This window comes from Pseudomonas lalucatii (genome assembly GCF_018398425.1).
Classification (GTDB): Bacteria; Pseudomonadota; Gammaproteobacteria; order Pseudomonadales; family Pseudomonadaceae; genus Aquipseudomonas; species Aquipseudomonas lalucatii.
On record NZ_JADPMV010000001.1, the window covers coordinates 2,420,375 to 2,446,781 of the forward strand.

Here is a 26,407-nt window from a genome sequence, read left to right on the forward strand (position 1 = left end):
CGTTCCTCATCAGACATGACGGCGACCGCGCCGTCTGGAAAATTTAGCAGGCGCGCGCCAGGGCGTCGGCCTTGCGTCGGAAAAACCGGGCGCCTAGATCAGTGCCTTGCCATGGCGCACGAAGTTCGGCTGGACCACCCGCACCGGGAACCACTTGCCGCGGATCTCCACCTCGGCGCGCTCGGCGGTGGCCGCCGGCACCCGCGCCAGGGCGATGGACTTGTTCAGGGTCGGCGAGAAGCTGCCGCTGGTGATCTCGCCCTCGCCCAGGCCCTCGACCCGCACCGTCTGGTGGGCGCGCAGCACGCCGCGCTCCTCCAGCACCAGGCCGACCAGCTTGGCCTGGTTGCCGGCCGCCCGCTGCGCCTGCAGCGCGCTGCGGCCGACGAACTGGCGCTCGGTCGGCTCCCAGGCGATGCTCCAGGCCATGTTGGCGGCCAGTGGCGAGACGTCCTCGTCCATGTCCTGACCGTACAGGTTCATGCCCGCCTCCAGGCGCAGGGTATCGCGCGCGCCCAGGCCGACCGGCGAGATGCCGGCGCCGACCAGGTCGTTGAAGAAGGCCACCGCCTGCTCGGCCGGCAGCATGATCTCCAGGCCGTCTTCGCCGGTGTAGCCGGTGCGGGCGATAAACCAGTCGCCCTCGGCCAGGCCCTGGAAGGGCTTGAGCTCATGGATCAGCGCCGCGCGGGCCTGGGTCACCAGCTCGGCGGTCTTGGCCCGGGCCTGGGGACCCTGGATGGCGAGCACGGCCAGTTCGCCACGCTCCTGCAGTTCGACGGCGAAGCCGGCGCTGCGCTGGCGCATCCAGGCCAGGTCCTTGGCGCGGGTGGCGGCATTGACCACCAGGCGATAGCTCGGTCGGGCCTCGAGGGTGCCGGTCAGGTAGACGATCAGGTCGTCGACCACTCCGCCCTGCTCGTTGAGCATGGCGCTGTACAGCGCCTTGCCGGGTACCTGCAGGCGCGCCACGTCGTTGGCCAGCAGCTGCTGCAGGAAGGCCTGGGCCTGCTCGCCGCAGACATCCACCACGCACATGTGGGAGACGTCGAAGATCCCGCAGTCGCGGCGTACCTGATGGTGCTCCTCGACCTGCGAGCCGTAATGCAGCGGCATGTCCCAGCCGCCGAAATCGACCATCTTCGCCCCCAGGGCGAGGTGCAGGTCGTAAAGAGCTGTGCGCTGTCCCATGGATGTCTCCTTGCGGGCTTGGCAGAGCCGCGGGCAGATGCCGAAGCCCGCTTGAGCCTGCCGACCGGGGTCGCAGGCATGGGGTTCGCGCACCCGGTCCGGATGACGGCCCGCGGCGAATGGCGCGCATTGTAGCCGCAAGGCCCGGACGGGTCATCTTGGCCGATGGACTCATTGCCAGGGTCGAGCCGGCGCCGCCATGGGGCAACGGCTGGCAGCGGCGCGCGGCGCCCTCCGCCTAGCCGATGCGCCGCGCGGAGCGGCGGATCAGCAGGATCACCGGCAACAGGCCGACCAGCACCAGGGTCAGGGCCGGCAAGGCGGCGCGCGCCCACTCGCCCTCGCTGGTCATCTCGAACACCCGCACCGACAGGGTGTCCCAGCCGAAGGGGCGCATCAGCAGGGTCGCCGGCATCTCCTTGAGCACGTCGACGAACACCAGCAGCGCCGCGGACAGCACCCCCGGCACCAGCAACGGCAGGTAGACCCGCAGGAACAGCCCGATGCCGCCGACCCCGAGGCTGCGCGAGGCCTCCGGCAACGACGGGCGGATCCGCGCCAGGCTGTTCTCCACCGGCCCGTAGGCCACCGCCATGAAGCGGATCATATAGGCCAGCAGCAGCGCCGACAGGCTGCCCAGCAGCAACGGCTGGGCGGGTCCGCCCAGCCAGGCCGACAGCGGGATCACCAGGTGACGGTCCAGGTAGCTGAACGCCAGCATGATCGCCACCGCCAGCACCGAACCCGGCAGCGCATAGCCGAGATTGGCCAGGCCGACCAGCGAGCGCATCGGCCGGGTCGGCGCCAGGCGCCGCGAGAACGCCAGCAGCAGGGCCACGCCGACGGTGATCAGCGCGGCCAGACCGCCGAGGTAGAGGGTGTGCAGGATCAGCGCGCTGTAGCGCTCGTCCAGGTCGAAACGGCCGCGCTGCCAGAACCACACCAGCAGCTGCAGCACCGGGATGACGAAGGCACAGGCGAACACCAGCCCGCACCAGGCACTGGCGGCCAGCGCCTGGCCGCCCTTGAGGTGGTACAACGCCTTGCCCCGCGGCCGTTCGTTGCTCGGCCGCACCGCACCGCGGGCGCGACGTTCGCCGTACAGCGCGAGCATCACGCCGAACAGCAGCAGGCTGGCCAGCTGGGTGGCGCTGGTCAGGCTGTAGAAGCTGTACCAGGTCTTGTAGATCGCGGTGGTGAAGGTGTCGAAATTGAACACCGAGACCGCGCCGAAATCGGCCAGGGTCTCCATGATCGCCAGGGCCAGGCCGGCGCCTATGGCCGGCCGCGCCACCGGCAGGGCCACCCGCCAGAATGCCCGCCACGGGCTCAGGCCGAGGACCCGCGCGGCCTCCATCAGGCCCTTGCCCTGGGCCAGGAAGGCGTTGCGCGCCAGCAGATAGACATAGGGGTAGAACACCAGCACCAGGACGACGATCACCCCGCCGGTGGAGCGCACCCGCGGCAGCCGCAGGTCGCCGCCGAACCAGTCGCGCAACAGGCCCTGCAGCGGCCCGGCGAAATCCAGCAGGCCGACGAAGACGAAGGCCAGCACATAGGCAGGGATGGCGAACGGCAGCATCAGCGCCCAGTCCAGCCAGCGCCGCCCGGGAAACTCGCAGAGGCTGGTGAGCCAGGCCAGGCTGACCCCGAGCAGGGTCACCCCGACGCCCACCCCCAGCACCAGCACCAGGGTGTTGCCGAGCAGGCGCAGCATCTGGGTCTGCCACAGGTGCGCCCAGATCTGCCGGTCCACCTCATGCCAGCTCAGCAGCAGCACGCTCAGCGGCAGCAGCACCAACAGGGCGACGGCGAAGGCGATGGGGTACCAGCGATGCTGGGCAGGGTGGGCCACAGACTCTCCTCATTCACTGCTTGAGATCTCTATGCGCCCGACCTTCCCTGTCTGCGCGCCAATGCTGCAAAACCGGGAAACCTATCGCGCGGAATCAGATTCCATCTTCGACCCGCAGCGTGCGCACGGCGATATCGTCTGCGCTTTTGCCCTGCCATTTCGGCAGATACTCGAGCTTGCGCGCGCGAATGCTGTCGGCATTGCGACGAAACCAGGCCTCGGCCTCGGGGCCAATCGCCATCCACTCGGTCGCCTCGTCCCAGCGGCGGAACTCGGCGGAGCGGAGATTGTGCTTGCTGGCCCCATCGTTACGGATCGGCAGCAGGGAAAAACGGGCTTTCCAGATGCCCATGCGCGGGCTTACCAGCACGTGGTAGCGCTTGCCGGCCTCCAGTTGGGCCTCCAGAAAATCGGCGTTCTCCCCAACCACCATGAACAGATGGCGGCCTGGCTCGGCCTGGTAGGCCACCTTGCTGCCGGCCGAAACGACGCCGGCAAACAGGTCCTGGCCCTCGCCCTGGGTGTCGTAGACCGAGGACTGTATGGCCCCGCCGAACGAGGATGGCCGCATGAACACCACCAGGGCCTTGTCCTGGACCACCACCGGCAGATCCGAGGTCGGGGGCGCGACCATCAGCCTCGACTGACAGCCCGTCAGCGCGAGCAATGCCAGCAGCACGACAATCACGGCGGCGGGACGCCTGGAGAAACTCAATGAAATCATGGGTACTTCCTTGTCATCGGTGGGCCAGCCACGGGTAATAAAAAGCCGCGACCTGAGTCGCGGCTGCGGATTATAACCCTGTTGCCGGCAGATCAGTTCCAGCCGGCGCGATCCATCAGCATGGTGGCTTCGGCCTGGCGCTTGCCGGCCACTTCCACCGGGATGCTGTCGGCCTTGAAGCTACCCCAGGCGGCGACCTCCTCGGACGGGGCGATCTTCGGGTTGGCCGGGAACTCCTGGTTGAGCGCACCGAACAGGCCCTGGGCCTCGTCGCCGGTCATCCACTCCAGCAGCTGCTGCGCGGCCTCGGCGTGCGGGGCATGCTTGGTCACGCCGGCGCCGGACAGGTTGACGTGCACGCCGCGACCGTCCTGATTCGGCCAGAACAGCTTGGCCTTGAGGTCCGGCTTCTGCTTGTGCAGGCGGGCGAAGTAGTAGCTGTTGACGATACCCACGTCGCACTGGCCGGCATCGATCGCCTGGATCAGCGCGGTGTCGTCCGGGAACACGTCGGTGGCCAGGTTGCTCACCCAGCCCTTGACGATCTCCTCGGTCTTGGCCGCGCCATGGGTCTCGATCAGGGTGGCGGTCAGCGACTGGTTGTACACCTTCTTGCTGGTGCGCAGGCACAGACGGCCTTCCCAGTTCTTGTCGGCCAGGGCCTCGTAGCTGGTCAGCTCGCTCGGCTCGACCCGCTCGGTGGAATAGACGACGGTCCGCGCGCGCAGCGACAGGCCGGTCCAGCTACCGGTGCTGGAACGGTACTGGGCCGGGATGTTCTGCTCGATGGTCGCGGACTGCAGCGGCTTGAGCACGCCTTCCTGCTCGGCCTGCCAGAGGTTGCCGGCATCCACGGTGATCAGCATGTCGGCGGGGGTGTTCTCGCCCTCGGCCTTGAGGCGAGCCAGCAGCGGCGCTTCCTTGTCGGTGATGAACTTCACCTGCACGCCCGTCTTGGCGGTATAGGCATCGAACACAGGCTTGATCAGCTCGTCGATACGCGCGGAGTAAACCACCACCTCGTCGGCGGCCTGCACGGCGCCGGCCAGCGCGGTAAGGGTGAGGGCGGCGAACAAACGCTTGCTTACTTGCATGGATCCTGCCTCTTGTTCGAAAGGAAACTGAGGCGACGAATACTAGTGAATCCTATTTAGTTTCTCAACCTGTCTTCGCCAGGATCGACCGCTGACCGCCGTAGCCACCGTTGCCGCCCGGAACCCCGCCCCCTCGCCCGCCCCGCTGCATGCTGCGCGCAGGCCGGGACCGACGCGGCTCAGGGGCGCGCCAGCTGCGGCAGGTCGCCGGACAGTCCCAGGGCCTGGCGGACGAACAGGGCCTTGGCCTCGGGCAGGCCGTCGACCCAGTCCAGGCCGGCGTTGCGCAGCCAGCGCAGCGGCAGCGGGTCGGCCTGGAACAGCCGCTCGAAGCCCTCCATCGCCGCCATCATCGCCAGGTTGTGGGGCATGCGCCGACGCTCGAAGCGGCTCAGCACCCGCTCTTCGGCCAGCCGTTCGCCGCGCCCCTGGGCATGCTGCAGCACTTCGGCGAGCACCGCGGCATCGAGGAAGCCAAGGTTCACCCCCTGCCCGGCCAGCGGATGAATGCTGTGGGCGGCATCGCCGATCAGCGCCAGGCCCTCCTCGACATAGCGTTTGGCGTGGCGCTGGCGCAGCGGGATGCACAGGCGCCGGTCGGCGTGCAGCACCGCGCCGAGGCGCTGCTCGAAGGCCCGGCCCAGCTCGTGACAGAAGGCGCCATCGTCCAGCGCCATCAGGCGCCCGGCCTCGTCCGGCACCACCGACCAGACGATCGAGCACCAGTGTTCGTCGGGGCCGGCGTCCAGCGGCAGGAAGGCCAGCGGGCCGTCGTCGGTGAAGCGCTGCCAGGCCGTGGCCTGGTGCGGCTCGGCGCAGCGCACGCTGGTGACGATGGCGTGATGCAGGTAGTCCCATTCGCGGGTGGCGCAGCCGGCCAGGCGGCGCACCGCCGAGTTGGCGCCGTCGGCCGCCACCAGCAAGGGCGCCCGCAGCTCCCGGCCATCGGCCAGGTTCAGCAGCCAGCCGTCGCCGGAACGGCGCAGGCGCTCCAGTCGCGCCCCCGCCAGCAGGCCGATACTGCTGTCGTGCAGGCGCTCGAGCAGGGCATCCTGCACCACACTGTTCTCGACGATGTGGCCGAGCGCTTCGGCGTGCACGCTGGCGGCGCTGAAGTGGATCTGCCCGGTGCCGGTGCCATCCCACACCCGCATCTCGGCATAGGCGCTGGCGCGCCGGGCGGCGATGCCCGGCCACACGCCGAGGCGCTCGAGCACCCGCTGGCTGGCCGCCGAGAGCGCGCTGACCCGCGGCTCGAACGGCGCAGTGCGGTCGAAGGGCGCGACGCTCAGCGCGCCGCCATCGACCAGCAGAATCTCCAGGCCCGTGTCCCGCAGCGCCAGCGCCAGGGCGCTGCCGACCATACCGGCGCCGACGATGATCAGATCCGCATCCATGTCCTTTCCTTAAACAGCCTGACGCCTCCGCATAGCGGCGCCCAGGCAGGGGAGATAGAGATTCGGGGGCCGGCGCAGCCCGTGCAACCCGCACGCCGAATGCCCCATGTCCACGAGCCGGCTCAAGGCTGCCCGCGGGTGCCCAGGCCCATGGCCTGGCGGGCGAACCAGCGCTTGGCCGGCGGCAACAGGTCCAGCCCGAGCAGGCCGAGGTTGCGCCCGGCGGCCAGCAGCGGCTCGCCGTTGCTGAACAGGCGGGTGACCCGGTCGGAGAAGCCCGCCGTCAGCTGCTGATCGCCCCGCTGCCGTCGCAGATAGCCCTGCAGCACGGCGAAGTCGCCCAGCGGCGCGCGGCTGGCCAGCAGCGCCTCGGCCAGGGCCTGGGTATCGCGCAGGGACAGGTTGTAACCCTGGCCGGCGATCGGGTGCAGGCTGTGGGCGGCATTGCCCAGCACCACCAGGTGCGGACGCACCTGCTCCTGGGCCTCGACCAGCGCCAGCGGGTAGAGGTGGCGGGCACCGACCTGGCGGATGGCGCCGAGGCGATAGCCGAAGGCCTGCTGCAACTCGTCGCGAAAGCCCGCCTCGTCCAGCCGCAGCAGGCGCTCGGCGTCGGCCGCGGCCCGGGTCCAGACCAGCGCACAACGGTTGTCCGGCAGCGGCAGCAGGGCCATGGGCCCGTCCTCGGTGAAGCGTTCGAAGGCCTGGCCGCGGTGGGCTTCCTGCGGGCTGACATTGGCGATCAGCGCGCTTTGCCCGTAGGGCCGCTGGCTGACGCCGATGCCCAGCTGTTCGCGCAGGCCGGAGCGGCCGCCGTCGGCCAGCACCGCCAGCTCGCACGCCAAACAGGATTCGTCGTCCAGGGTCAGCCGGTAGCCGCCCGCCAGGGCTTCCAGGCGCGTCACCTGGGCCGGGCTGCGCCAGCTGACCACCTCGGCGTCGAGCGCCTGCCACAGGCACTGGCCGAGCCAGGCGTTCTCCACCACGTAGCCGAGCGCCGGCACCCCTTCCTCCAGGGCGCTGAGGCGCGCCGCGGCGAAGCGGCCGCGGTCGGAGACGTGGATCTGCTGGATCGGCTCGGCGCGCCGGGCGATCTGCTGCCAGAGGCCCAGGCGCTGGTAGATCTGCTGCGAGCCGTAGGACAGCGCGGTGGCGCGCGCATCGTAGCTGGGCTGGTAGCCGTCGCCCGGGGTGAAGGCCTCGATCAGGCAGATCGTCCAGCCGCGCGCCTTGGCCGCGCCCTGCAGGGCCAGGGCCAGGCTCGCACCGACCAGGCCGCCGCCGATGATCGCCAGGTTGGCGCGCTGCATGACCTCAGGCCACCTCGTTGCGGGTCGCGGCCATCAGCGCCTCGATCTCGGCGACGGTCTTCGGCACATCGGTGGTGAGGATCTCGCAACCGTCCTTGGTCACCACCACGTCGTCCTCGATGCGCACGCCGATGCCGCGCCACTTCTTCGCCACGTTCTGGTTATCGGCGGCGATGTAGATGCCCGGCTCGACCGTCATGGCCATGCCGACCTCCAGCTCGCGCCAGACGCCGCCAACCTTGTAGTCGCCGACATCGTGCACGTCCATGCCCAGCCAGTGGCCGGCGCGGTGCATGTAGAACGGCTTGTAGGCCTCGCTGGCGATCAGCTCATCGACCTCGCCCTGCAGCAGGCCCAGTTCCACCAGGCCGGCGGTGATCACCCGCACGGTGGCCTCGTGGGCCTCGTTCCAGTGCCTGCCGGGGGCGATGTACTTGAACGCCTCCTCGTTGGCCGCCAGCACCAGTTCGTAGATGGCCTTCTGCTCCGGGGAGAAGCGCCCGCCCACCGGGAAACAGCGGGTGATGTCGCTGGCGTAGCAGTCGATCTCGCAGCCGGCGTCGATCAGCACCAGGTCGCCGTCCCTGAGCGGCGCGTCGTTCTCGCGGTAGTGCAGGATGCAGGCGTTCTTGCCGGCGGCGACGATGGAGCCGTAGGCCGGCATCTTCGCCCCGCCCTTGCGGAACTCGTAGTCCAGCTCCGCTTCCAGGTGGAACTCGTGCAGACCGGGGCGGCTGGCCTGCATGGCGCGGATGTGGGCGCGGGCGGAGATCTGCGCGGCCTCGCGCATCACCTTGACCTCGGCGGCGCTCTTGTACAGGCGCATGTCGTGCAGCAGGTGGTCGAGGGCGACGAACTCGTTCGGTGGCTGGGCCCCCTGGCGGGCCTTGGAGCGGATCACGTTGATCCACTCCATCAGGTGGCGGTCGAACTCCTGGTTGGTGCCCATGGCGTAGTACACCCGCTCGCGGCCCTCGATCAGGCCGGGGAGGATGTCGTCGATGTCGCCGATGGGGAAGGCGTCGTCGGCGCCGTACTGAGCGATGGCGCCGTCCTGGCCGGCGCGCAGGCCGTCCCACAGCTCGCGCTCGGGATCGCGCTCGCGGCAGAACAGCACGTACTCGCCGTGCTCGCGGCCGGGGATCAGGGCGATCACCGCCTCCGGCTCGGGGAAGCCGGAGAGGTACTGGAAGTCGCTGTCCTGGCGATACACGTGCTCGACGTCACGGTTGCGGATGTACACCGGCGCCGCCGGCAGGATGGCGATGCTGTCGGGCTCCATCTGCGCCATCAGCGCCTTGCGCCGACGGGCGTATTCCGACTTGGGGATGCTGGTCATGGGCGGCCTGGTCCAGTGCGTGTGGGATGAGGAATCAGTGCAGCGACGGCTTGGCGGCCGCCACCGGCTTGGCGCATTCGCTGAACAGCAACAGCGGGGCGACGCGCAGGTACTCCATCACTTCCATATAGTCGTTCTCGCCGTCTTCCGACTCCTCCAGGGCATTCTGCACCTGGGCGATGGCCGACAGGTCCTGCAGCACCTCCATGGCCTCAGCGCTCAGCGCCTGGTCGCCGGCGGTCAGGCCGAAGCCACCGAGGAAGCCCTGGCACCACTGGCCCAGGGCCTTGGCCCGCTCCCGCAGCGGCGCCTCGTCCGGCGGCAGCAGCAGCACCACGGCGACCTCGTCGCCGGCCAGCTCGCCCTTGACCATCTCCTGCAGGCCGATCAGCGCCTGGCGCACGCTGTCCTGCGGCGCCTCGCCGAGCAACTCGGCGGCGTCCACCAGCCAGCCGTCGACCTCGAAGCCGGCGCCGGCGCAGCTGCGCCCCAGCAACAGGCCGTGCAGTTCGGCGGGAGACACGGGATTGGCGCTGCTGGCGAGCAGCGCGGCGAAGGCGGCGTAGGCGGAGCTGGAAGTCGGCATAGATAACTAGGCGCCAGACGGCGCAATCACTAGAATGGGGGCCTCGTATCCTAGCACCGGCAGGCGCGGCAAGACCATCGGCGGGTTTGACCCCGCGGCCGCCCGCGCCTATACACTCCGGTCAACCCTTGCCTTAGCGAGAGCCCATGGAAGACGCCGATCTGCACGCCCTTACGACCAAGCTGGACCTGCTGATCCAGCGCGTCGAGCAGCTCAAGGCCCACAACCGACTTCTCCTGGCGAATGAAAAGGCCTGGCGCGAGGAACGCGCCCATCTGATCGAAAAGAACGAAATGGCCCGGCACAAGGTCGAATCGATGATTTCGCGCCTCAAAGCCCTGGAGCAGGACTCATGACCCAGTCGAATACCGTCACCGTCCATATCCTGGACAAAGAATATTGCATCGCCTGTCCGCCGGACGAACGCGCCAACCTGGAGAGCGCCGCCCGCTACCTGGACGGCAAGATGCGCGAGATCCGCTCGAGCGGCAAGGTCATCGGCGCCGACCGCGTGGCGGTGATGGCCGCCCTGAACATTTCCCACGAGTTGCTGCACAAGGAGCAGCACCTGGAACGGCACACCAGCAGTACCCGCGACCAGGTGCGTAGCCTGCTCGAGCGGGTCGATGGCGCCCTGAACAACGAAGTCGATGGCCACAATGGCTGACGCCAGCGTCGATTCGGGTATACTGGCCGCCACTCCCTGGGGTGTGCGCCAGTTGGTGATGTCCCTGAGCCGATACGCACAAACCCGGGGGTTGCATGTTGAGGCAGGTGTGCATGTCCGCCTGACGGAAAGCCTTAACGCCTCCTGCAACCTCCACCTTGAACTCTCGGGTTCAAGGGCTAAACCGACAGCGGCACGTCGGGGAGTCACCCCTTCCTACCTGCTGCCCGCTCCCGGCAACCGGTACCTCGCCTGATATGCTCGAAGCCAACGACCTGACCCGCGCGCAGCTGCGCCGCCTGCTGCGCAAGACCCGCGGCGCCCTCGACGCACCGGCCCAGCGCCGCGCCGCCCGCGACCTCTATCGCCAGCTGAGTCACCATCCGCGCTTTCGGCGCGCCCGCCACATCGCCCTGTACCTGCCCAACGACGGCGAGATCGACCCCCGGCCGCTGCTGCGCGCCGCCCAGCGCCGCGGCAAGGCCACCTACCTGCCGGTGCTCAACCACTGGCCGCGCAGCAAGATGGTGTTCCAGCGGGTGCGCGCCCACGAGAAGATGACGCCGAATCGCTTCCGCATCCCCGAGCCCACGCGCAGCCGCGCGCAACAGCGCAAGATCTGGGCGCTGGACCTGATCCTGCTGCCGCTGGTCGGCTTCGACCGCTTCGGCGGCCGCCTGGGCATGGGCGGCGGCTTCTACGATCGCAGCCTGGGCTATCGCGACATGCGCAAAAATTGGCACAAGCCGACCCTCCTGGGCCTGGCCCACGAGTGCCAGCAGGTGGATCGGCTGAGCATGGCCAGCTGGGACGTGCCGCTCGAGGCGACGGTGACGGACAAGGGCTGGTACTGAGGCCGCCACCGCCCTAGCGGCGGTGGCGGAGCACCTGGCCCCGAGGCCTCAGGGCTGCTGGCTAAGGACGGCGGGCGCCTGGTTCTGGCGGTCCCACAGGCTCTGGGTGTAACCCGTGGTAACCATGCCCAGGCTGAACAGTATGACCAATACCCACAATAGATCTGGTTTGCGTTTCATCGAATGCCTCCCCCTTCAAGGCACACTGCGCACGGTGGACCGGCGGCGTTTTTCTTATCGGCCGAATATGCTGCCTGGCGCGAGGGCCGGCATTGTCGGCCAACCTCGGGCGCCTCGCAAGATCAGGCGCCAAACGGTTGTCGGCTGCACATACGACCATAGGCTCGCTAAATGGACCGAACAAACGGAGCAAAGTTCATGCCTTACTGGCTGATGAAATCGGAACCGGACGAACTCTCCATCCACGACCTGCAGCGCCTCGGCGAAACCCGCTGGGACGGGGTGCGCAACTACCAGGCGCGCAACTTCCTGCGCAGCATGCAGGCCGGTGACGCGTTCTTCTTCTATCACTCCAGCTGCCCGGAGCCCGGCATCGCCGGCATCGCCCGCATCAGCCGTCCGGCCTATGCCGACCCGAGCGCGCTCGACCCGCTCAGCCACTACTTCGACGCCAAGGCCAGCGTCGACAAGAACCCCTGGAGCGCGGTCGACGTACGCTTCGTCGAGGCCTTCGCCCGGGTCATCCCGCTGGCCGAACTGAAGCTACAGAGCGCCCTGCTCGAGCTGCCCCTGGTCCAGCGCGGCAACCGCCTGTCGGTAATGCCGGTGAACAGCGCGCAATGGACGGCCATCCTCGCCCTGCGCTAGGGCCGTGCCGCTCAGCGCTGCAGGATCAGGTTGTTGAACAGCAGGTCCTCGACCACCGGCTGGCCCTCCTCCTGGGTCAGTGCCTGCTGCACCTGCTGCAATGCCTCCTGGCGCAGGGCCTCCTTGGCATCCGGCGCGCTCAGGCCCTCCTCGGTCTGCTGGGCGAACAGCATCACCAGCTGATTGCGGATCAGCGGCTCGTGATGCTTGACCTTGGCCTGGGCCTCCGGCCCGCTGACCCGCAGGGCCACATCGGCCTTGTAGAACTTCAGCTTCGGCCCGCTGCCGAAGTTGCCGACCAGGGCCGGGAACAGGCTGTGGTAGATCACCTGCGGCGCGGCGGCTTTCTCCTCCTCTTCTTCGGCCAGGGCCGACAGCGGTAGCGACAGGGCGAGCAGTGCAGCGATTAGGACTTTCACGAACGAGATCTCCACGAGGTTGCCGCCTAGCATAGCCATTGCCGGCTCGACACCCAAGCCCGGCGCTTATGCCCCGCCATCAGGGCCGGCCATGCTCGTTGACCGCCGCCGTCGACTTCCTACACTGCGGGCCATACCCCCAGAGGACGAGCCCCGATGAAAGCCGTGCTGTGCAAAGCCTTCGGCCCTGCCGAAACCCTGGTCCTGGAAGAAGTCGCCAGCCCCGAGGCGAAGAAGAACGAGGTGCTCCTCGAAGTGCATGCCGCCGGGGTCAACTTCCCCGACACCCTGATCATCGAGGGCAAGTACCAGTTCAAGCCGCCCTTCCCCTTCGCCCCGGGCGGCGAGGCGGCCGGCGTGGTCCGCGCGGTCGGCGAGAAGGTCGGCCACCTCAAGGTCGGCGACCGGGTCATGGCCCTGACCGGCTGGGGCAGCTTCGCCGAAGAGGTCGCGGTGCCGGGCTACAACGTCATGGCCATCCCGCCGAGCATGGACTTCACCAGCGCCGCGGCGTTCGGCATGACCTACGGCACCTCGATGCACGCGCTCAGGCAGCGGGCCGACCTGCAGCCCGGCGAGACCCTGCTGGTGCTCGGCGCCTCGGGCGGCGTCGGCCTGGCCGCGGTGGAGATCGGCAAGGCCATGGGCGCCAGGGTGATCGCCGCGGCCAGCAGCGCGGAGAAGCTTGAGGTGGCCCGCGCCGCCGGCGCCGACGAGCTGATCGACTACAGCCAGCAGAGCCTGAAGGACGAGGTCAAGCGCCTGACCGGCGGCCAGGGCGCCGATGTCATCTACGACCCGGTGGGCGGCGACCAGTTCGACGCCGCCATCCGCAGCATCGCCTGGAACGGCCGCCTGCTGGTGGTGGGTTTCGCCAGCGGGCGCATCCCCGAACTGCCGGTCAACCTCGCCCTGCTCAAGGGCGCCGCGGTGGTCGGGGTGTTCTGGGGCGCCTTCGCCCAGCGCCAGCCCCAGGACAACGCCGCCAACTTCCAGCAGCTGTTCGCCTGGCATGCCGCCGGCAAGCTCAAGCCGCTGGTGTCGCAGACCTTTCCACTGGAGCTGGCCGGTCAGGCGATCGACTGCCTCGGCCAGCGCAAGGCCGTCGGCAAGCTGGTGGTCCGGGTCAGATAGACCGGGCCAACGAACAAGGCCGCCAACCGGCGGCCTTGTTCGTCGACGGCGTTCAGCCTCTGGGCGCGTAGGCGAACACGTCGGCGCGCATCTGGTGCGCATCCATGCCCGCCTCGACCAGCGCATCCAGGGTCGCGTAGACCATCGCCGGCGAGCCGCTGGCATAGACATGCAGCGGCTTGAGGTCGGCGAAGTCCTCGCGCACCGCCTCGTGCAGCAGGCCGCAGCGCCCGGACCAGGCGCACTGGTCGCTGACCACCTGATGCAGGAACAGGTTGTCCAGCTGCTGCCAGTCGCCCCAGCACGGTAGCTGATAGAAGTCCTCGGGCCGTCGCGCGCCCCAGTACAGGTGCACCGGATGCTTGAAGCCGGCGGCGCGGCAGTGCTCGATCAGGCTGTGCATCTGCGCCATGCCGGTGCCGGCGGCGATCAGCACCAACGGCCCAGCCGGCAGCTCGGCCAGATGGGTGTCGCCGAACGGCAGCTGCACCCGGGCGAAACCCTGGCGACGCAGGAAGGCCAGCAGGCCGCGGGTCGCCTCGTCGCGGGCGAGGATGTGCAGCTCCAGCTCGCGGCCGCAGTGCGGCGCCGAGGCCAGGGAGAAGGCGGCGTACTCGCCGTCCTCGCGCTGCAGCAGCAGGTACTGGCCGGCATGGTAGCGCGGGCTCTTGCCGGCCGGCGTGCGCAGCTGCACGCGGAACACGTCGCCGCCGACCTCGACACAATCGACCAGCTGGCAGCTCAGTTCGCGCACCGCCAGTTCGCCGGGGGCCATCACCCCGTCCCAGTGCAGCACGCAGTCGCCCAGCGGCTCGGCCAGGCAGGTGAGCAGCTCGCCATGGTCCAGCTCGGCATCGCCCTGGCGCACCCGCCCCTCGACCAGCAGCGCCGCGCAGACATGGCAGTTGCCGTTGCGGCAGCTCTGCGGGCAGTCGTAGCCCAGGCGCCGGGCGGCGTCGAGGATGCGCTCGCCGGGCCGAGCCTCGAGTACCGCGCCTGAAGGTTGCAGAGTGACACGCATCAATCGATTCCCAACTCGGTCCATAGTTCGTCGACCCGCCGCTTGACCGCCTCGTCCTGGACGATGACCCGGCCCCACTCGCGGGTGGTTTCCCCCGGCCACTTGTGCGTGGCGTCCAGGCCCATCTTCGAGCCCAGCCCGGACACCGGCGAGGCGAAGTCCAGGTAGTCGATCGGCGTGTTGTCGATCAGCACGGTGTCGCGCTTGGGGTCCATGCGCGTGGTGATGGCCCAGATCACGTCGTTCCAGTCCCGCGCATTGACGTCGTCGTCGGTGACGATAACGAACTTGGTGTACATGAACTGTCGCAAAAACGACCAGACGCCGAGCATCACCCGCTTGGCATGCCCCGGGTACTGCTTCTTCATGGTCACCACCGCCATGCGGTAGGAACAGCCCTCCGGCGGCAGGTAGAAGTCGGTGATCTCGGGGAACTGCTTCTGCAGGATAGGCACGAAGACTTCGTTGAGCGCCACGCCGAGGATCGCCGGCTCGTCCGGCGGCCGCCCGGTGTAGGTGCTGTGGTAGATGGGCTGCTGGCGGCGGGTGATGCGCTCGACGGTGAACACCGGGAAGCGGTCCACCTCGTTGTAGTAGCCGGTGTGGTCGCCGTAAGGCCCTTCATCGGCCATCTCGCCGGGATGGATCACCCCTTCGAGGACGATCTCGGCACTGGCCGGCACCTGCAGGTCGCTGCCGCGGCACTTGACCAGCTCGGTCTTGTGGCCGCGCAGCAGGCCGGCGAAGGCGTATTCGGAGAGGCTGTCGGGCACCGGGGTGACGGCGCCGAGGATGGTCGCCGGATCGGCGCCGAGGGCCACCGCCACAGGATAGGGGCGGCCCGGGTACTTCTCGCACCAGTCGCGAAAATCCAGGGCACCGCCGCGGTGGCTGAGCCAGCGCATGATCAGCTTGTTGCGACCGATCACCTGCTGGCGGTAGATGCCGAGGTTCTGTCGCTCCTTGTTCGGCCCCCTGGTGACGGTCAGGCCCCAGGTGATCAGCGGCCCGACATCCCCCGGCCAGCAGGTCTGCACCGGCAGCCTGCCCAGGTCGACGTCCTCGCCTTCCTCGATCACCTCCTGGCACGGCGCGTCCTTGAGCACCTTGGGCGCCATGGCCAGGACCTTCTTGAAGATCGGCAGCTTGGACCAGGCATCCTTCAGGCCCTTCGGCGGCTCCGGCTCCTTGAGAAAAGCCAGCAGCTTGCCGATTTCGCGCAGCTCGCCGACCTCCTCCGCGCCCATGCCCAGGGCCACCCGCTTGGGCGTGCCGAACAGATTGCCGAGCACCGGCGTAGTAAAACCGGTGGGGTTCTCGAACAACAGCGCCGGGCCGCCGCGGCGCAGGGTGCGGTCGCAGATTTCGGTCATTTCCAGCACGGGGGAAATCGGCGTCTGGATGCGCTTGAGTTCGCCGCGCTGTTCCAGACCGCGGATAAAGTCGCGCAGGTCGCGATACTGCATGCAGGAGCCTCGTCTCGGGCCAGCCAGTGGGGGCGCAAAGTTTAGCGCCGAACTGGGTTATTCAGAAGGATAGCGGGCGTGCAGATGCACGAAAGCCGGGTTTCCCCGGCCTTCGTCACAGCCCAGCGGCTTACTTGCGACGCATCGACAGGAAGAACTCGTCGTTGGTCTTGGTCGCCTTGAGCTTGTCGATGAGGAACTCGATGGCGGCGATCTCGTCCATCGGGTGCAGCAGCTTGCGCAGGATCCACATGCGCTGCAGCTCGTCCTCGGCGGTCAGCAACTCCTCGCGGCGAGTGCCGGAGCGGTTGATGTTGATCGCCGGGAACACGCGCTTCTCGGCGATGCGCCGGTCCAGCGGCAGCTCCATGTTGCCGGTGCCCTTGAACTCCTCGTAGATCACCTCGTCCATCTTCGAGCCGGTTTCCACCAGCGCGGTGGCGAGGATGGTCAGCGAGCCGCCCTCCTCGATGTTGCGCGCGGCACCGAAGAAGCGCTTGGGCTTCTCCAGGGCATGGGCGTCGACACCACCGGTGAGCACCTTGCCGGAGCTGGGGATCACGGTGTTGTAGGCCCGCGCCAGGCGGGTGATGGAGTCGAGCAGGATGACCACGTCCTTCTTGTGCTCGACCAGGCGCTTGGCCTTCTCGATCACCATCTCGGCGACCTGCACGTGGCGGGTCGGCGGCTCGTCGAAGGTCGAGGCGACCACTTCGCCGCGCACGGTGCGCTGCATCTCGGTCACTTCTTCCGGGCGCTCGTCGATCAGCAGGACGATCAGGTGGCACTCGGGGTTGTTGCGGGTGATGTTGGCCGCGATGTTCTGCAGCATGATGGTCTTGCCGGCCTTCGGCGGCGCCACGATCAGGCCGCGCTGGCCCTTGCCGATCGGCGCGCAGAGGTCGATCACCCGACCGGTGATGTCTTCGGTGGAGCCGTTGCCGGCTTCCATGACCAGGCGCTTGGTGGGGAACAGCGGCGTCAGGTTCTCGAACAGGATCTTGTTCTTGGCGTTTTCCGGGCGATCGTAGTTGATCGTATCGACCTTGAGCAACGCGAAGTACCGCTCGCCTTCTTTCGGCGGGCGGATCTTGCCGACTATGGTGTCGCCGGTGCGCAGGTTGAAGCGGCGGATCTGGCTCGGCGAGACGTAGATGTCGTCCGGGCCGGCCAGATAGGAGGCGTCCGCGGAGCGGAGGAAGCCGAAACCGTCCTGGAGGATCTCCAGCACGCCATCACCGGAGATCTCCTCGCCGCTCTTCGAGTGTTTTTTCAGCAGCGAGAAGATCACATCCTGCTTGCGCGAACGGGCCATGTTCTCGATGCCCATCTGTTCGGCCATTTCCAGCAGTTCGGTGATCGGCTTTTGCTTGAGTTCGGTCAGATTCATAGGAATGACGTAATCATTGAAGGAGGGAAGATAAGCTAGATAGCTTGGAAGGCCGCGCCGCTGAGAAGGCGACTGGATCGCCTGCTGGTGTAGCGAAAGATTCGAGTAGGAATGCGTCGGCGACGGCTATGCAGGGGGCTGCATAGGAAATGCAGCGAGGCCGAATGTAACACCGGCCCGACGAAGGCGTCTAGCCTTCGGCCAGAAAAAAGCCCCGCGAGTGACGGGGCTTTTTCGTGTACGGCGACTCTAGATGTTGCTGTCGAGGAAGGCGGCCAGCTGCGACTTGGACAGGGCGCCGACCTTGGTCGCCTCGACGTTGCCGTTCTTGAACAGCATCAGGGTCGGGATACCGCGCACGCCGTACTTCGGCGGGGTGTCCTGGTTTTCGTCGATGTTCAGTTTGCAGACCTTCAGCTTGCCCTGGTAGGTCTGGGCGATCTCGTCGAGCACCGGGGCAATCATCTTGCATGGGCCGCACCACTCCGCCCAGTAGTCGACCAGTACCGGACCTTCAGCCTGGATAACTTCTTGATCGAAGCTAGCGTCGCTGACGTTGGTGATGAATTCGCTCATGGAAAGTCTCCGTGTTCGGAAGCAAAAAGTGGCTGGCATCATAGCCCGGCTTTGGCGGCGCAGGAAGGCGAGGGCCATCGATAGGCACTATTGAACCAATCTATGGGCCTGCGCCCCTTCCGGCGCACCACCAACACCCCGCCGCGAACCAGGGCCATGCCCCTCGCCACCGAAGAATATTGCGCCGCTCGCGGCAGACTGCAACCCCGGCGCCGCACAGGCTCGACTGGTGCGACGCGGCCTCCTGGCGGTGGCGGCAGGGTCACTATGCGTTGGCTCACCCGGCCTATCGTGGCAGGATGGCAGCGTTCCACACAGAGACCTATGCTCCATGCCGCATACCCCTGCCGAGTCTTTCCCCTTGATTGCAGCTATCGACCTGGGCTCCAACAGTTTCCACATGGTTCTGGCCAAGGCCGACCACGGCGAGATCCGCATCCTCGAGCGCCTCGGCGACAAGGTCCAGCTGGCTGCCGGCATCGACGAGCAGCGCCTGCTCAGCGAGGAGGCCATGGTCCGCGGCCTCGACTGCCTGCGCCGCTTCGCCCAGCTGACCGCCAGCCTGCCGGAAGGCGCGGTGCGCATCGTCGGCACCAATGCCCTGCGCGAGGCGCGCAACCGCGGCGAGTTCATCCGCCGCGCCGAGGAAGTCCTCGGCCACCCGGTGGAGGTCATCTCCGGCCGCGAGGAGGCCCGCCTGATCTACCTCGGCGTGTCCCACAGCATCGCCGACACCCCGGGCAAGCGCCTGGTCGCCGACATCGGCGGCGGCAGCACCGAATTCATCGTCGGCCAGCGCTTCGAACCGCTGCTGCGCGAGAGCCTGCAGATGGGCTGCGTGAGCTACACCCAGCGCTTCTTCCGCGACGGCAAGATCACCCCGGCCCGCTATGCCCAGGCCTACACCGCCGCACGCCTGGAGCTGATGGGCATCGAGCAGGCCCTGCGCCGCCACAACTGGGAGGACGCGGTCGGCGCCTCCGGCACCATCAAGGCGGTATGCCTGGCCATCCAGGCCGCCGGCCTGGGCACGGGCGAGGTCAACCCCGAGGGGCTGGCCTGGCTCAAGCGCAAGCTGTTCAAGCTCGGCGAGGTGGACAAGCTCGCCCTGGACGGCATCAAGCCCGACCGCCGGGCGATCTTTCCCGCCGGCCTGGCGATTCTCGAGGCCGTGTTCGACGCCTGCGACATCCAGCGCATGAAACATTCCGAAGGGGCGCTGCGCGAAGGCGTGCTCTACGACCTGCTCGGCCGCCACCACCACGAGGACGTGCGCGAGCGCACCCTGAGCGCGCTGATGGAGCGCTACCACGTCGACCTGGAACAGGCCGCGCGGGTCGAGAGCAAGGCCCTGGAGGCACTGGAGCAGGTGCAGGACAGCTGGGGCCTGGGCGACGACTGGCACCGCGAACTGCTGGTCTGGGCCGCACGGGTCCACGAGATCGGCCTGGACATCGCCCACTACCAGTATCACAAGCACGGCGCCTACCTGGTCGAACACTCCGACCTGGCCGGCTTCTCGCGCCTCGACCAGCAGATGCTGGCGCTGCTGGTACGCGGCCACCGACGCAACATCCCCAAGGACAGGCTCGCCGACTTCGGCGCCGAAGGCATCAAGCTGGTGCGCCTGTGCGCCCTGCTGCGCTTCGCCATCCTCTTCCACCACATCCGCGGCACCCAGGAAATGCCCCGGGTGCGGTTGCGGGCGGCCGAGAGCCGCCTGGAGATTCACTTCCCCGAGGACTGGCTGGCGGCCAACCCGCTGACCCTGGCCGACTTCACCCAGGAAGCGGAGTGGCTCAAGCGCGTCGGCATCGACCTCAGCGTGCGCTGACCACCGGCGCCGTCAGCTTCTCCAGCAGCGCGGCCTGGGCGCTGCGCGAGTTCTGGTTGCCGGTCGGACTGCAGCGCAGGTAGCGACCGTCCGGCTGCAGCACCCAGGCCTGGGTGTTGTCGGTCAGGTAGCTCTCCAGTTCCTTCTTCACCCGGGTGATCAGCTTCTTGCCCTCCACCGGGAAACAGGTCTCCACGCGCTTGTCCAGGTTGCGCTCCATCCAGTCGGCACTGGACAGGTAGATCTTCTCCTCGCCCTCGTTGAGGAAGTAGAACACCCGGGTGTGCTCGAGGAAGCGGCCGATGATCGAGCGCACCTGGATGTTGTGCGAGACCCCGGGAATGCCCGGGCGCAGGCAGCACATGCCGCGCACCACCAGGTCGATCTTCACCCCGGCCTGGCTGGCCTTGTACAGCGCGCGGATGATCTTGGCGTCGGTCAGCGAATTGAACTTGGCGATGATGTGCGCCGGCTTGCCCTCGCCGGCCAGCACCGTCTCGCGGCCGATCAGATCGAGCAGGGTCTTCTTCAGGGTGAAGGGCGCATGCAGCAGCTTCTTCATGCGCAGGGTCTTGCCCATGCCGATCAGCTGGCTGAACAGCTTGGCGACGTCCTCGCCCAGGGCCACATCGGCGGTGAGCAGGCTGTAGTCGGTGTACAGGCGGGCGTTGCCGGCATGGTAGTTGCCGGTACCGACGTGAGCGTAGCGGACGATGTCGCCGTTCTCGCGGCGCAGGATCAGCATCATCTTGGCGTGGGTCTTGAAGCCGACCACGCCGTAGATCACCACCGCGCCGGCCGCCTGCAGGCGGCTGGCCAGGGCCAGGTTGGACTCCTCGTCGAAGCGCGCGCGCAGCTCGATCACCGCGGTGACCTCCTTGCCGTTGCGCGCCGCCTCGACCAGCGCATCGACTATCTCCGAGTTGGCCCCGCTGCGGTACAGGGTCTGCTTGATCGCCAGCACGTGGGGGTCCTTGGCCGCCTGGCGCAGCAGGTCGACCACCGGGGTGAAGGACTCGAAGGGGTGCAGCAGGAGGATGTCCTGCTTGCTGACCACGCTGAAGATGTTCTCGCTGTTCTGCAGCAGCTTGGGAATCACCGGGGTGAAGGGCGTGTACTGCAGTTCCGGGTGGCTATCCAGGCCGGTGATGCTGAACAGCCGGGTCAGGTTGACCGGGCCGCCGACCTGGTACAGCTCGCCCTCGGTCAGGCCGAACTGCTTGAGCAGGTAGTCGGTCAGGTGCTTCGGACAGGTATCGACCACCTCCAGGCGCACCGCGTCGCCGTAGCGCCGCGAGAACAGCTCGCCGCGCAGGGCGCGGGCCAGGTCCTCGACGTCCTCGGTGTCCACCGACAGGTCGGCGTTGCGGGTCAGGCGGAACTGGTAGCAGCCCTTGACCTTCATGCCCTGGAACAGGTCGTCGGCATGGGCGTGGATCATCGAGGAGAGGAACACGTAGTTGGCGCCCGGACCGCCCACCTCCTCCGGCACCCGGATCACCCGCGGCAGCAGCCGCGGCGCCGGGATGATCGCCAGGCCCGAGTCGCGGCCGAAGGCGTCGACGCCCTCCAGTTCGACGATGAAGTTCAGGCTCTTGTTCACCAGCAGCGGGAAGGGATGGGTCGGGTCGAGGCCGATGGGGGTGATGATCGGTGCGATCTCGTCGCGGAAGTAGCGGCGCACCCAGGCCTTGACCTTGGTGTTCCAGTGGCGGCGGCGGATGAAATTGATGTTGTGCTTGGCCAGGGCCGGGAACAGCACGTCGTTGAGGATGGCGTACTGGCGGCCGACCTGCTCGTGCACCAACTCGGAAATCCGCGCCAGCGCCTGGTGCGGCTGCAGGCCGTCGGCGCCGGCCTGCTCGCGGGCGAAGTTGATCTGCTTCTTCAGGCCGGCGACACGGATCTCGAAGAACTCGTCGAGGTTGCTGGAGAAGATCAGCAGGAACTTCAGCCGCTCGAGCAGCGGATAGGACTCGTCCAGCGCCTGTTCCAGCACGCGGATGTTGAACTGCAGCTGCGACAGCTCGCGGTGGATGTACAGGCTGCTGTCGTCCAGGCTCGGCACCACCAGCGGCGGCGCCGGGGTGGGCGCCTCGACGGGCGCCGGCTCCGGCAACTCGACGGGCGGCTGCTGGGGATCGAGCACTTCGCTCTGGGTGAGTCCTTCGGTGTTCATCGTGTCGTCCTGGGGGACTAGCGCCCCTGCTGCAAGAGTTCTGCCGCGCGAACGGCGAAATAGGTGAGGATGCCATCGGCGCCGGCGCGCTTGAAAGCCGTCAAGGACTCGAGGATCACCGCCTCGGAGAGCCAGCCGTTCTGGATCGCCGCCATGTGCATGGCGTACTCGCCGCTGACCTGATAGACAAAGGTCGGCACGCGGAATTCGTTCTTCACCCGGGCGAGGATGTCCAGGTAGGGCATGCCCGGCTTGACCATGACCATGTCGGCGCCTTCGGCCAGGTCGGCGGCCACCTCGTGCAGGGCCTCGTCGCTGTTGGCCGGGTCCATCTGGTAGCCGAGCTTGTTGCCCTTGCCGAGGTTGGCCGCCGAGCCGACCGCATCGCGGAACGGCCCGTAGTAGGCGCTGGCGTACTTGGCCGAGTAGGCCATGATGCGCACGTTGCTGTGCTCGGCCAGCTCCAGCGCCTCGCGGATCGCCTGCACCCGGCCGTCCATCATGTCCGAGGGCGCCAGCACCTGGGCGCCGGCCGCGGCATGGGACAGCGCCTGCTTGACCAGGGCGTCGACGGTGACGTCGTTCTGCACGTAGCCGCTGTCGTCGAGGATGCCGTCCTGGCCATGGGTGGTGAAGGGGTCCAGGGCCACGTCGCTGATCACCCCTAGCTCGGGGAACCTGGCGCGCAGGGCGCGGATCGCGCGCTGGGCGATGCCGTCCGGGTTCCAGGCCTCGGCGCCGTCCAGGGACTTCTTCTCCAGCGGCGTCACCGGGAACAGCGCCAGCGCCGGGATACCCAGGGCCACCCAGCGCTCCGCTTCCTGCAGCAGCAGGTCGATGGACAGCCGCTCGACGCCGGGCATCGAGGGCACCGCCTCGCGGCGGCCGTCGCCGTCGAGCACGAACACCGGCAGGATCAGGTCGTCGACACTCAGGCGGTGCTCGCGCACCAGGCGCCGGGCGAACTCGTCGCGGCGATTGCGGCGCAGGCGGGTAGCGGGGAACAGGCGGTTGGCGGGGGTAAAGCTCACGGCAGACTCCAGAGCCCGCGCGGACGGGCGAGTGTGACAGTTATAAGCGGTCATTATGACCAATAGATGACAGCCGGATCGAGTCTGCGACGGCGGGTCGCAGTGGTCGGAGGGGCATTGTGACCGTGCTGGCGCGCCGCCGTCGAGTCGCCGGCGGTTTTCCCCGCCGCCCCGAGGGAGTAGGCTGGACACCCCCGCCTGACGATGCGCTCCATGCTCGACGACCTGCTGCAGCAATTCGGCTATCCCGCCCTGATCCTGGGCACCTTCCTCGAAGGCGAGATGTCGCTGCTGCTGGCGGCCTACCTGGCCCTGCGCGGCTACCTGAGCATCGAGGGCGTGGTGCTGTGCGCCTTCTGCGGCACCTATGCCAGCGACCAGCTGTGGTACTGCCTGGGCCGCCGCCATGGCCGCCAGGTCATCGAGCGCCGCCCGCGCTGGCAGGCCCTGAGCGAGAAGGCGCTCGGCCACCTGCGGCGCCACCCGGACCTGTGGGTGCTGAGCTTTCGCTTCATCTACGGCATGCGCACGGTGATGCCCCTGGCCATCGGCCTGTCCGGCTACTCCTGGCGCCGCTACCTGCTGCTGGACGGCATCGGCGCGGCACTCTGGGCCGGCGGCCTGGGCCTGGCCGCCTACCACCTGGGCGCGAGCCTGGAGGTGCTGTTCGGCGACTTTCGCCGCTATCAGCTCTATCTCCTCGGCGCCCTGCTGCTGTTGCTGGGAACGCTCTGCTGGCGCCACCAGCGATCGCGCCCGGGCGGCGCCGAGGGCAACGCGCAGACGCCGTAATTCTCTCGGCGGCGTATCGCCGGGCGAGGTCTGCGGCTAGCATTGTAGGGATGCCGCCCCGTCCGCCGGCGCCTCTCGCGAGGCGCCCAGACAGCCCGAACGCCATGTGACGACAGTATGCGCAGACCTCTTCGCTGGTTCCTGATCGGCCTCGCCCTGCTGAGCACCGCCGCCCTGCTCGGCCTCTACCCCTATCGCGCCGCACTGCTGCCGCAGGCCGACGACCTGGCCAGCGCCAAGGCCCGCCTGGCCCCGCACCTGCGCCTGTTCACCCCGGCGGGCGACGGCCCCTTCGCCACCGTGCTGGTGTTCCACGGCTGCAGCGGGCAACGCCAGGCGCTGCTCGACAGCGTCAATGCCTGGCTGCTGCCGGCCGGCTACGCCACGCTGTTCGTCGACAGCTATGGCGCCCGCGGCATCGACGACTGGCGCGCGGTGTGCGCCGGCAAACGACTGTGGGGCAACCAGCGCGCCCTGGACGTCTACGCCGCCATCGAGTTGGCCGCGCAACTGCCCCGGGTCGATGGCCAGCGCCTGGCCCTGCTGGGCTTCTCCCACGGCGGCTGGAGCATTCTCGACGCCCTGGCCTATGCCGGCGAGGCCGGTCACGGTTTCGCCGCCCCCGGCCGCCAGGGCCTGGCGCGGGTCAGGGCGGCGATCCTCTACTACCCCTACTGCGGCTTTCCCGCCGAACTGCGCCGGCAGATGACGCCGCAGCCGCCGCAACTGATGCTGCTGGCCGGCGAAGACCACATCACCGATCACCGCCAGTGTCTGGACGCCCTGCGCCAGCTGCCCTCCGGCGCGATCCAGGTGAAGCGCTATGCTCAGGCCGATCATGTGTTCGACCATCTCAGCGATCTGGCCACCTACCAACCGCAACTCGCCAGGGATGCCCAGCAGCTAGCCAGACGCTTCCTGCGCAGCCACCTCGGCCCAGCCCAATGACCAGGAGTATTAGATGAAAGAGAAAGTCGCGGTGATTCTGTCCGGTTGCGGCGTCTACGACGGCGCGGAAATCCACGAGAGCGTGATCACCCTGCTGCGCCTCGACCAGCGCGGCGCCCAGGTGCAGTGCTTCGCGCCCAACGTCGAGCAGCTGCACGTGGTCGACCACTACAGCGGCGACGAGATGGACGAGAGCCGCAACGTGCTGGTCGAGTCCGCGCGCATCGCCCGCGGCAAGATCAAGGACGTGCGCGAGCTGCATATCGACGACTTCGACGCGCTGATCCTGCCCGGCGGCTTCGGCGCGGCGAAGAACCTCTCCGACTTCGCCCTGAGCGGCGCCAACTGCACCGTGCAGCCCGACGTGCTGGCGGCGGCCAAGGCCTTCGCCGACGCCGCCAAGCCGATCGGCCTGATCTGCATCTCGCCGGTGCTGGCGGCGCGGATCTTCGGCAACGGCGTGGAATGCACCATAGGCAACGACCACGACACCGCCGCGGCCCTGACCCAAATGGGCGCCGTGCACTGCGAATGCGAGGTCAGCGAGATAGTCGAAGATCCTGCGCGCAAGCTGGTCAGCACCCCGGCCTACATGCTCGCCCAGTCGATCAGCCAGGCCGCCTCGGGGATCAACAAGCTGGTCGATCGGGTCCTCGAACTGGTCCATGCCGGCTGAGCCGACGCGGTAGCGCTACGCCAATCCCGCCAATGCGCGCGGCACACCCGCCGCGCCACTGGTCAAGCCCGGCGCACTGCGGCAGCGTGGCGCCATCATTCCCAGGCGCACGCTCCATGACCCAACCTTTCGAACTCACCCCCGAGCTGCAACAGGCGGTGAGCGGCTTCTTCCAGCGCATCCCGTTCAACCAGCTGCTCGGCATCCAGCTCGAGCAACTGTCGCCGGAACGGGTGACCATGAGCCTGCCGATGAAGGACGAGCTGATCGGCAACTTCATGCACGGCATCCTCCACGGCGGGGTGATCGCCTCGTTGCTCGACGTGGCCGGCGGCGCCATGGCGCTGATCGGCGCCTTCGAGCGCCACCAGCAACTGCCCGCCGGCGAACGCCTGGCGCGGCTGTCCAAGCTCGGCACCATCGACCTGCGCATCGACTACCTGCGCCCCGGCCGCGGCCGCGGCTTCACCGCCAGCGCGGTGCTGCTGCGCTCGGGCAACAAGGTGGCGGTGGTGCGCAGCGAGTTGCACAACGACGAAGGCACGCTGGTGGCGGTCGGTACCGGCACCTACCTGTGCGGTTAGGACGGGGGTGAACGCAGCGATACCGGGGGCGATGGGTGTCGGCGCCGCGCCTCAACCCATCCTGCTCAAACGAGTCAGGATGCGATCCAGGGCGTTGGCGAAGGCCTGGCGGTCCTTGTCCCCATAGGCCGCCTGGCCACCGCCGACCTGGCCCTGCTCGCGTAGCTCGGTAAAGAGGTTACGGGTGGCCAGCTTGTCGCCCATGTTGCGCTCGTCGAACTCGCGCCCGCGCGGATCGAGGGCGGCCACGCCCTTCTTCAGCAGACGGTCGGCCAGGGGCACGTCGCTGCAGATCACCAGCTCGCCCGGCACGGCGTGCTCGACCAGGTAGTCGTCCGCCGCATCCGGGCCACTGGGCACCACGATCAGCTTCACGCAGGCGAAGCCCGGCCGGGCCACCGCCTGGCCCGCCACCAGCACCACCTCGAAGCCACGCTTGAGGGCGAACTTCACCAGCTGATCCCGGGCCGCCCGCGGGCAGGCGTCGGCATCGATCCAGACACGCATCGAAC

At 68.1% G+C, this 26,407-nt stretch carries 26 protein-coding genes and 1 other RNA gene; 11 read left to right on the plus strand and 16 right to left on the minus strand.

The features are described from left to right. Positions 1-93 precede the first annotated feature (93 nt). The 8 genes from gcvT to I0D00_RS11055 all read right to left on the minus strand — a co-directional run bounded on the left by gcvT (position 94) and on the right by I0D00_RS11055 (position 9,496). Positions 94-1,191 (minus strand): glycine cleavage system aminomethyltransferase GcvT, encoded by a 1,098-nt coding sequence (gcvT, locus tag I0D00_RS11020; RefSeq protein WP_213639757.1) that lies wholly within the window; start codon positions 1,189-1,191, stop codon positions 94-96. Between the two features lie 238 nt (positions 1,192-1,429). Continuing rightward, entirely contained in the window at positions 1,430-3,046 is a 1,617-nt protein-coding gene (locus I0D00_RS11025; protein ID WP_213639758.1) for an ABC transporter permease, read from the minus strand. A 94-nt stretch (positions 3,047-3,140) separates the two neighbouring features. Continuing rightward, positions 3,141-3,770, minus strand: coding sequence for a hypothetical protein (locus tag I0D00_RS11030; protein WP_213639759.1), 630 nt, complete (start codon positions 3,768-3,770; stop codon positions 3,141-3,143). A 92-nt stretch (positions 3,771-3,862) separates the two neighbouring features. Further along, a complete protein-coding gene (locus I0D00_RS11035; RefSeq protein WP_213639760.1) occupies positions 3,863-4,864 on the minus strand; it encodes an extracellular solute-binding protein in 1,002 nt (333 codons plus the stop codon). A gap of 179 nt (positions 4,865-5,043) precedes the next feature. Then, entirely contained in the window at positions 5,044-6,261 is a 1,218-nt protein-coding gene (locus I0D00_RS11040) for a 2-octaprenyl-3-methyl-6-methoxy-1,4-benzoquinol hydroxylase (RefSeq protein WP_213639761.1), read from the minus strand. A 122-nt stretch (positions 6,262-6,383) separates the two neighbouring features. Continuing rightward, positions 6,384-7,571, minus strand: a complete 1,188-nt coding sequence (ubiH, locus tag I0D00_RS11045; protein ID WP_213639762.1) for a 2-octaprenyl-6-methoxyphenyl hydroxylase — start codon at positions 7,569-7,571, stop codon at positions 6,384-6,386. Positions 7,572-7,575: 4 nt separating this feature from the next. Continuing rightward, a complete protein-coding gene (gene pepP, locus I0D00_RS11050) occupies positions 7,576-8,910 on the minus strand; it encodes a Xaa-Pro aminopeptidase (RefSeq protein WP_213639763.1) in 1,335 nt (444 codons plus the stop codon). Between the two features lie 34 nt (positions 8,911-8,944). Further along, positions 8,945-9,496 (minus strand): YecA/YgfB family protein, encoded by a 552-nt coding sequence (locus tag I0D00_RS11055; protein WP_213639764.1) that lies wholly within the window; start codon positions 9,494-9,496, stop codon positions 8,945-8,947. Between the two features lie 146 nt (positions 9,497-9,642). Here I0D00_RS11055 and I0D00_RS11060 point away from each other — a divergent pair, with 146 nt between their 5' ends. The 5 genes from I0D00_RS11060 (at position 9,643) to I0D00_RS11080 (ending at position 11,845) form a co-directional block, all read left to right on the plus strand. Beyond that, complete coding sequence (locus I0D00_RS11060; protein WP_208707910.1) at positions 9,643-9,852, plus strand: TIGR02449 family protein; 210 nt, start codon at positions 9,643-9,645, stop codon at positions 9,850-9,852. Beyond that, positions 9,849-10,163, plus strand: a complete 315-nt coding sequence (locus I0D00_RS11065; protein WP_213639765.1) for a cell division protein ZapA — start codon at positions 9,849-9,851, stop codon at positions 10,161-10,163. Before I0D00_RS11060 ends, I0D00_RS11065 begins: the two co-directional genes overlap by 4 nt. Positions 10,164-10,193: 30 nt before the next feature. Continuing rightward, a non-coding RNA gene (gene ssrS, locus I0D00_RS11070) (6S RNA) lies at positions 10,194-10,372 on the plus strand. A 48-nt stretch (positions 10,373-10,420) separates the two neighbouring features. Then, positions 10,421-11,017 (plus strand): 5-formyltetrahydrofolate cyclo-ligase, encoded by a 597-nt coding sequence (locus tag I0D00_RS11075; RefSeq protein WP_213639766.1) that lies wholly within the window; start codon positions 10,421-10,423, stop codon positions 11,015-11,017. Positions 11,018-11,395: 378 nt separating this feature from the next. Beyond that, complete coding sequence (locus tag I0D00_RS11080) at positions 11,396-11,845, plus strand: EVE domain-containing protein (protein WP_213639767.1); 450 nt, start codon at positions 11,396-11,398, stop codon at positions 11,843-11,845. 11 nt (positions 11,846-11,856) lie between these two features. Here I0D00_RS11080 and I0D00_RS11085 read toward each other — a convergent pair whose 3' ends face one another. Next, the gene (locus I0D00_RS11085) at positions 11,857-12,264 is read right to left on the minus strand and encodes a flagellar basal body-associated FliL family protein (RefSeq protein ID WP_338050409.1); all 408 of its coding nucleotides are present in this window, start codon (positions 12,262-12,264) and stop codon (positions 11,857-11,859) included. A 156-nt stretch (positions 12,265-12,420) separates the two neighbouring features. Here I0D00_RS11085 and I0D00_RS11090 point away from each other — a divergent pair, with 156 nt between their 5' ends. After that, positions 12,421-13,398 carry an NADPH:quinone oxidoreductase family protein gene (locus I0D00_RS11090; protein ID WP_213639768.1) on the plus strand — a complete coding sequence of 326 codons (978 nt, stop codon included), beginning with the start codon at positions 12,421-12,423 and terminating at the stop codon, positions 13,396-13,398. Positions 13,399-13,450: 52 nt separating this feature from the next. Here I0D00_RS11090 and I0D00_RS11095 read toward each other — a convergent pair whose 3' ends face one another. From I0D00_RS11095 to trxA, 4 genes are all read right to left on the minus strand, one after another. Beyond that, complete coding sequence (locus tag I0D00_RS11095; RefSeq protein ID WP_213639769.1) at positions 13,451-14,419, minus strand: CDP-6-deoxy-delta-3,4-glucoseen reductase; 969 nt, start codon at positions 14,417-14,419, stop codon at positions 13,451-13,453. Continuing rightward, positions 14,419-15,885, minus strand: a complete 1,467-nt coding sequence (ubiD, locus tag I0D00_RS11100; RefSeq protein ID WP_213639770.1) for a 4-hydroxy-3-polyprenylbenzoate decarboxylase — start codon at positions 15,883-15,885, stop codon at positions 14,419-14,421. Before ubiD ends, I0D00_RS11095 begins: the two co-directional genes overlap by 1 nt. Before the next feature lie 130 nt (positions 15,886-16,015). Beyond that, positions 16,016-17,275, minus strand: a complete 1,260-nt coding sequence (gene rho / locus I0D00_RS11105) for a transcription termination factor Rho (protein WP_213639771.1) — start codon at positions 17,273-17,275, stop codon at positions 16,016-16,018. Between the two features lie 249 nt (positions 17,276-17,524). Continuing rightward, complete coding sequence (gene trxA, locus I0D00_RS11110) at positions 17,525-17,851, minus strand: thioredoxin TrxA (RefSeq protein ID WP_213639772.1); 327 nt, start codon at positions 17,849-17,851, stop codon at positions 17,525-17,527. Positions 17,852-18,182: 331 nt separating this feature from the next. Here trxA and ppx point away from each other — a divergent pair, with 331 nt between their 5' ends. Continuing rightward, positions 18,183-19,685 (plus strand): exopolyphosphatase, encoded by a 1,503-nt coding sequence (gene ppx / locus I0D00_RS11115; RefSeq protein WP_213639773.1) that lies wholly within the window; start codon positions 18,183-18,185, stop codon positions 19,683-19,685. On the opposite strand, the gene ppk1 is transcribed toward ppx, so the two are convergent. Continuing rightward, the gene (ppk1, locus tag I0D00_RS11120) at positions 19,672-21,864 is read right to left on the minus strand and encodes a polyphosphate kinase 1 (protein ID WP_213639774.1); all 2,193 of its coding nucleotides are present in this window, start codon (positions 21,862-21,864) and stop codon (positions 19,672-19,674) included. The genes ppx and ppk1 overlap by 14 nt on opposite strands. A 17-nt stretch (positions 21,865-21,881) precedes the next feature. Then, positions 21,882-22,895 (minus strand): porphobilinogen synthase, encoded by a 1,014-nt coding sequence (gene hemB / locus I0D00_RS11125; RefSeq protein WP_213639775.1) that lies wholly within the window; start codon positions 22,893-22,895, stop codon positions 21,882-21,884. Positions 22,896-23,108: 213 nt separating this feature from the next. On the opposite strand from hemB, the gene I0D00_RS11130 reads away from it, so the two are divergent. The 4 genes from I0D00_RS11130 (at position 23,109) to I0D00_RS11145 (ending at position 25,895) form a co-directional block, all read left to right on the plus strand. Next, complete coding sequence (locus I0D00_RS11130) at positions 23,109-23,687, plus strand: DedA family protein (RefSeq protein ID WP_213639776.1); 579 nt, start codon at positions 23,109-23,111, stop codon at positions 23,685-23,687. A gap of 117 nt (positions 23,688-23,804) precedes the next feature. Next, positions 23,805-24,635, plus strand: a complete 831-nt coding sequence (locus I0D00_RS11135; RefSeq protein ID WP_213639777.1) for a dienelactone hydrolase family protein — start codon at positions 23,805-23,807, stop codon at positions 24,633-24,635. A 13-nt stretch (positions 24,636-24,648) separates the two neighbouring features. Beyond that, the gene (elbB, locus tag I0D00_RS11140) at positions 24,649-25,311 is read left to right on the plus strand and encodes an isoprenoid biosynthesis glyoxalase ElbB (protein ID WP_213639778.1); all 663 of its coding nucleotides are present in this window, start codon (positions 24,649-24,651) and stop codon (positions 25,309-25,311) included. A 116-nt stretch (positions 25,312-25,427) separates the two neighbouring features. Then, positions 25,428-25,895, plus strand: coding sequence for a thioesterase family protein (locus I0D00_RS11145; RefSeq protein ID WP_213639779.1), 468 nt, complete (start codon positions 25,428-25,430; stop codon positions 25,893-25,895). Between the two features lie 51 nt (positions 25,896-25,946). Here the strand turns inward: I0D00_RS11145 and I0D00_RS11150 are convergent, their stop codons facing one another. Then, on the minus strand, positions 25,947-26,402 hold the full coding sequence (locus I0D00_RS11150; protein WP_213639780.1) for a YaiI/YqxD family protein: 456 nt from the start codon (positions 26,400-26,402) through the stop codon (positions 25,947-25,949). Positions 26,403-26,407: the final 5 nt, after the last annotated feature.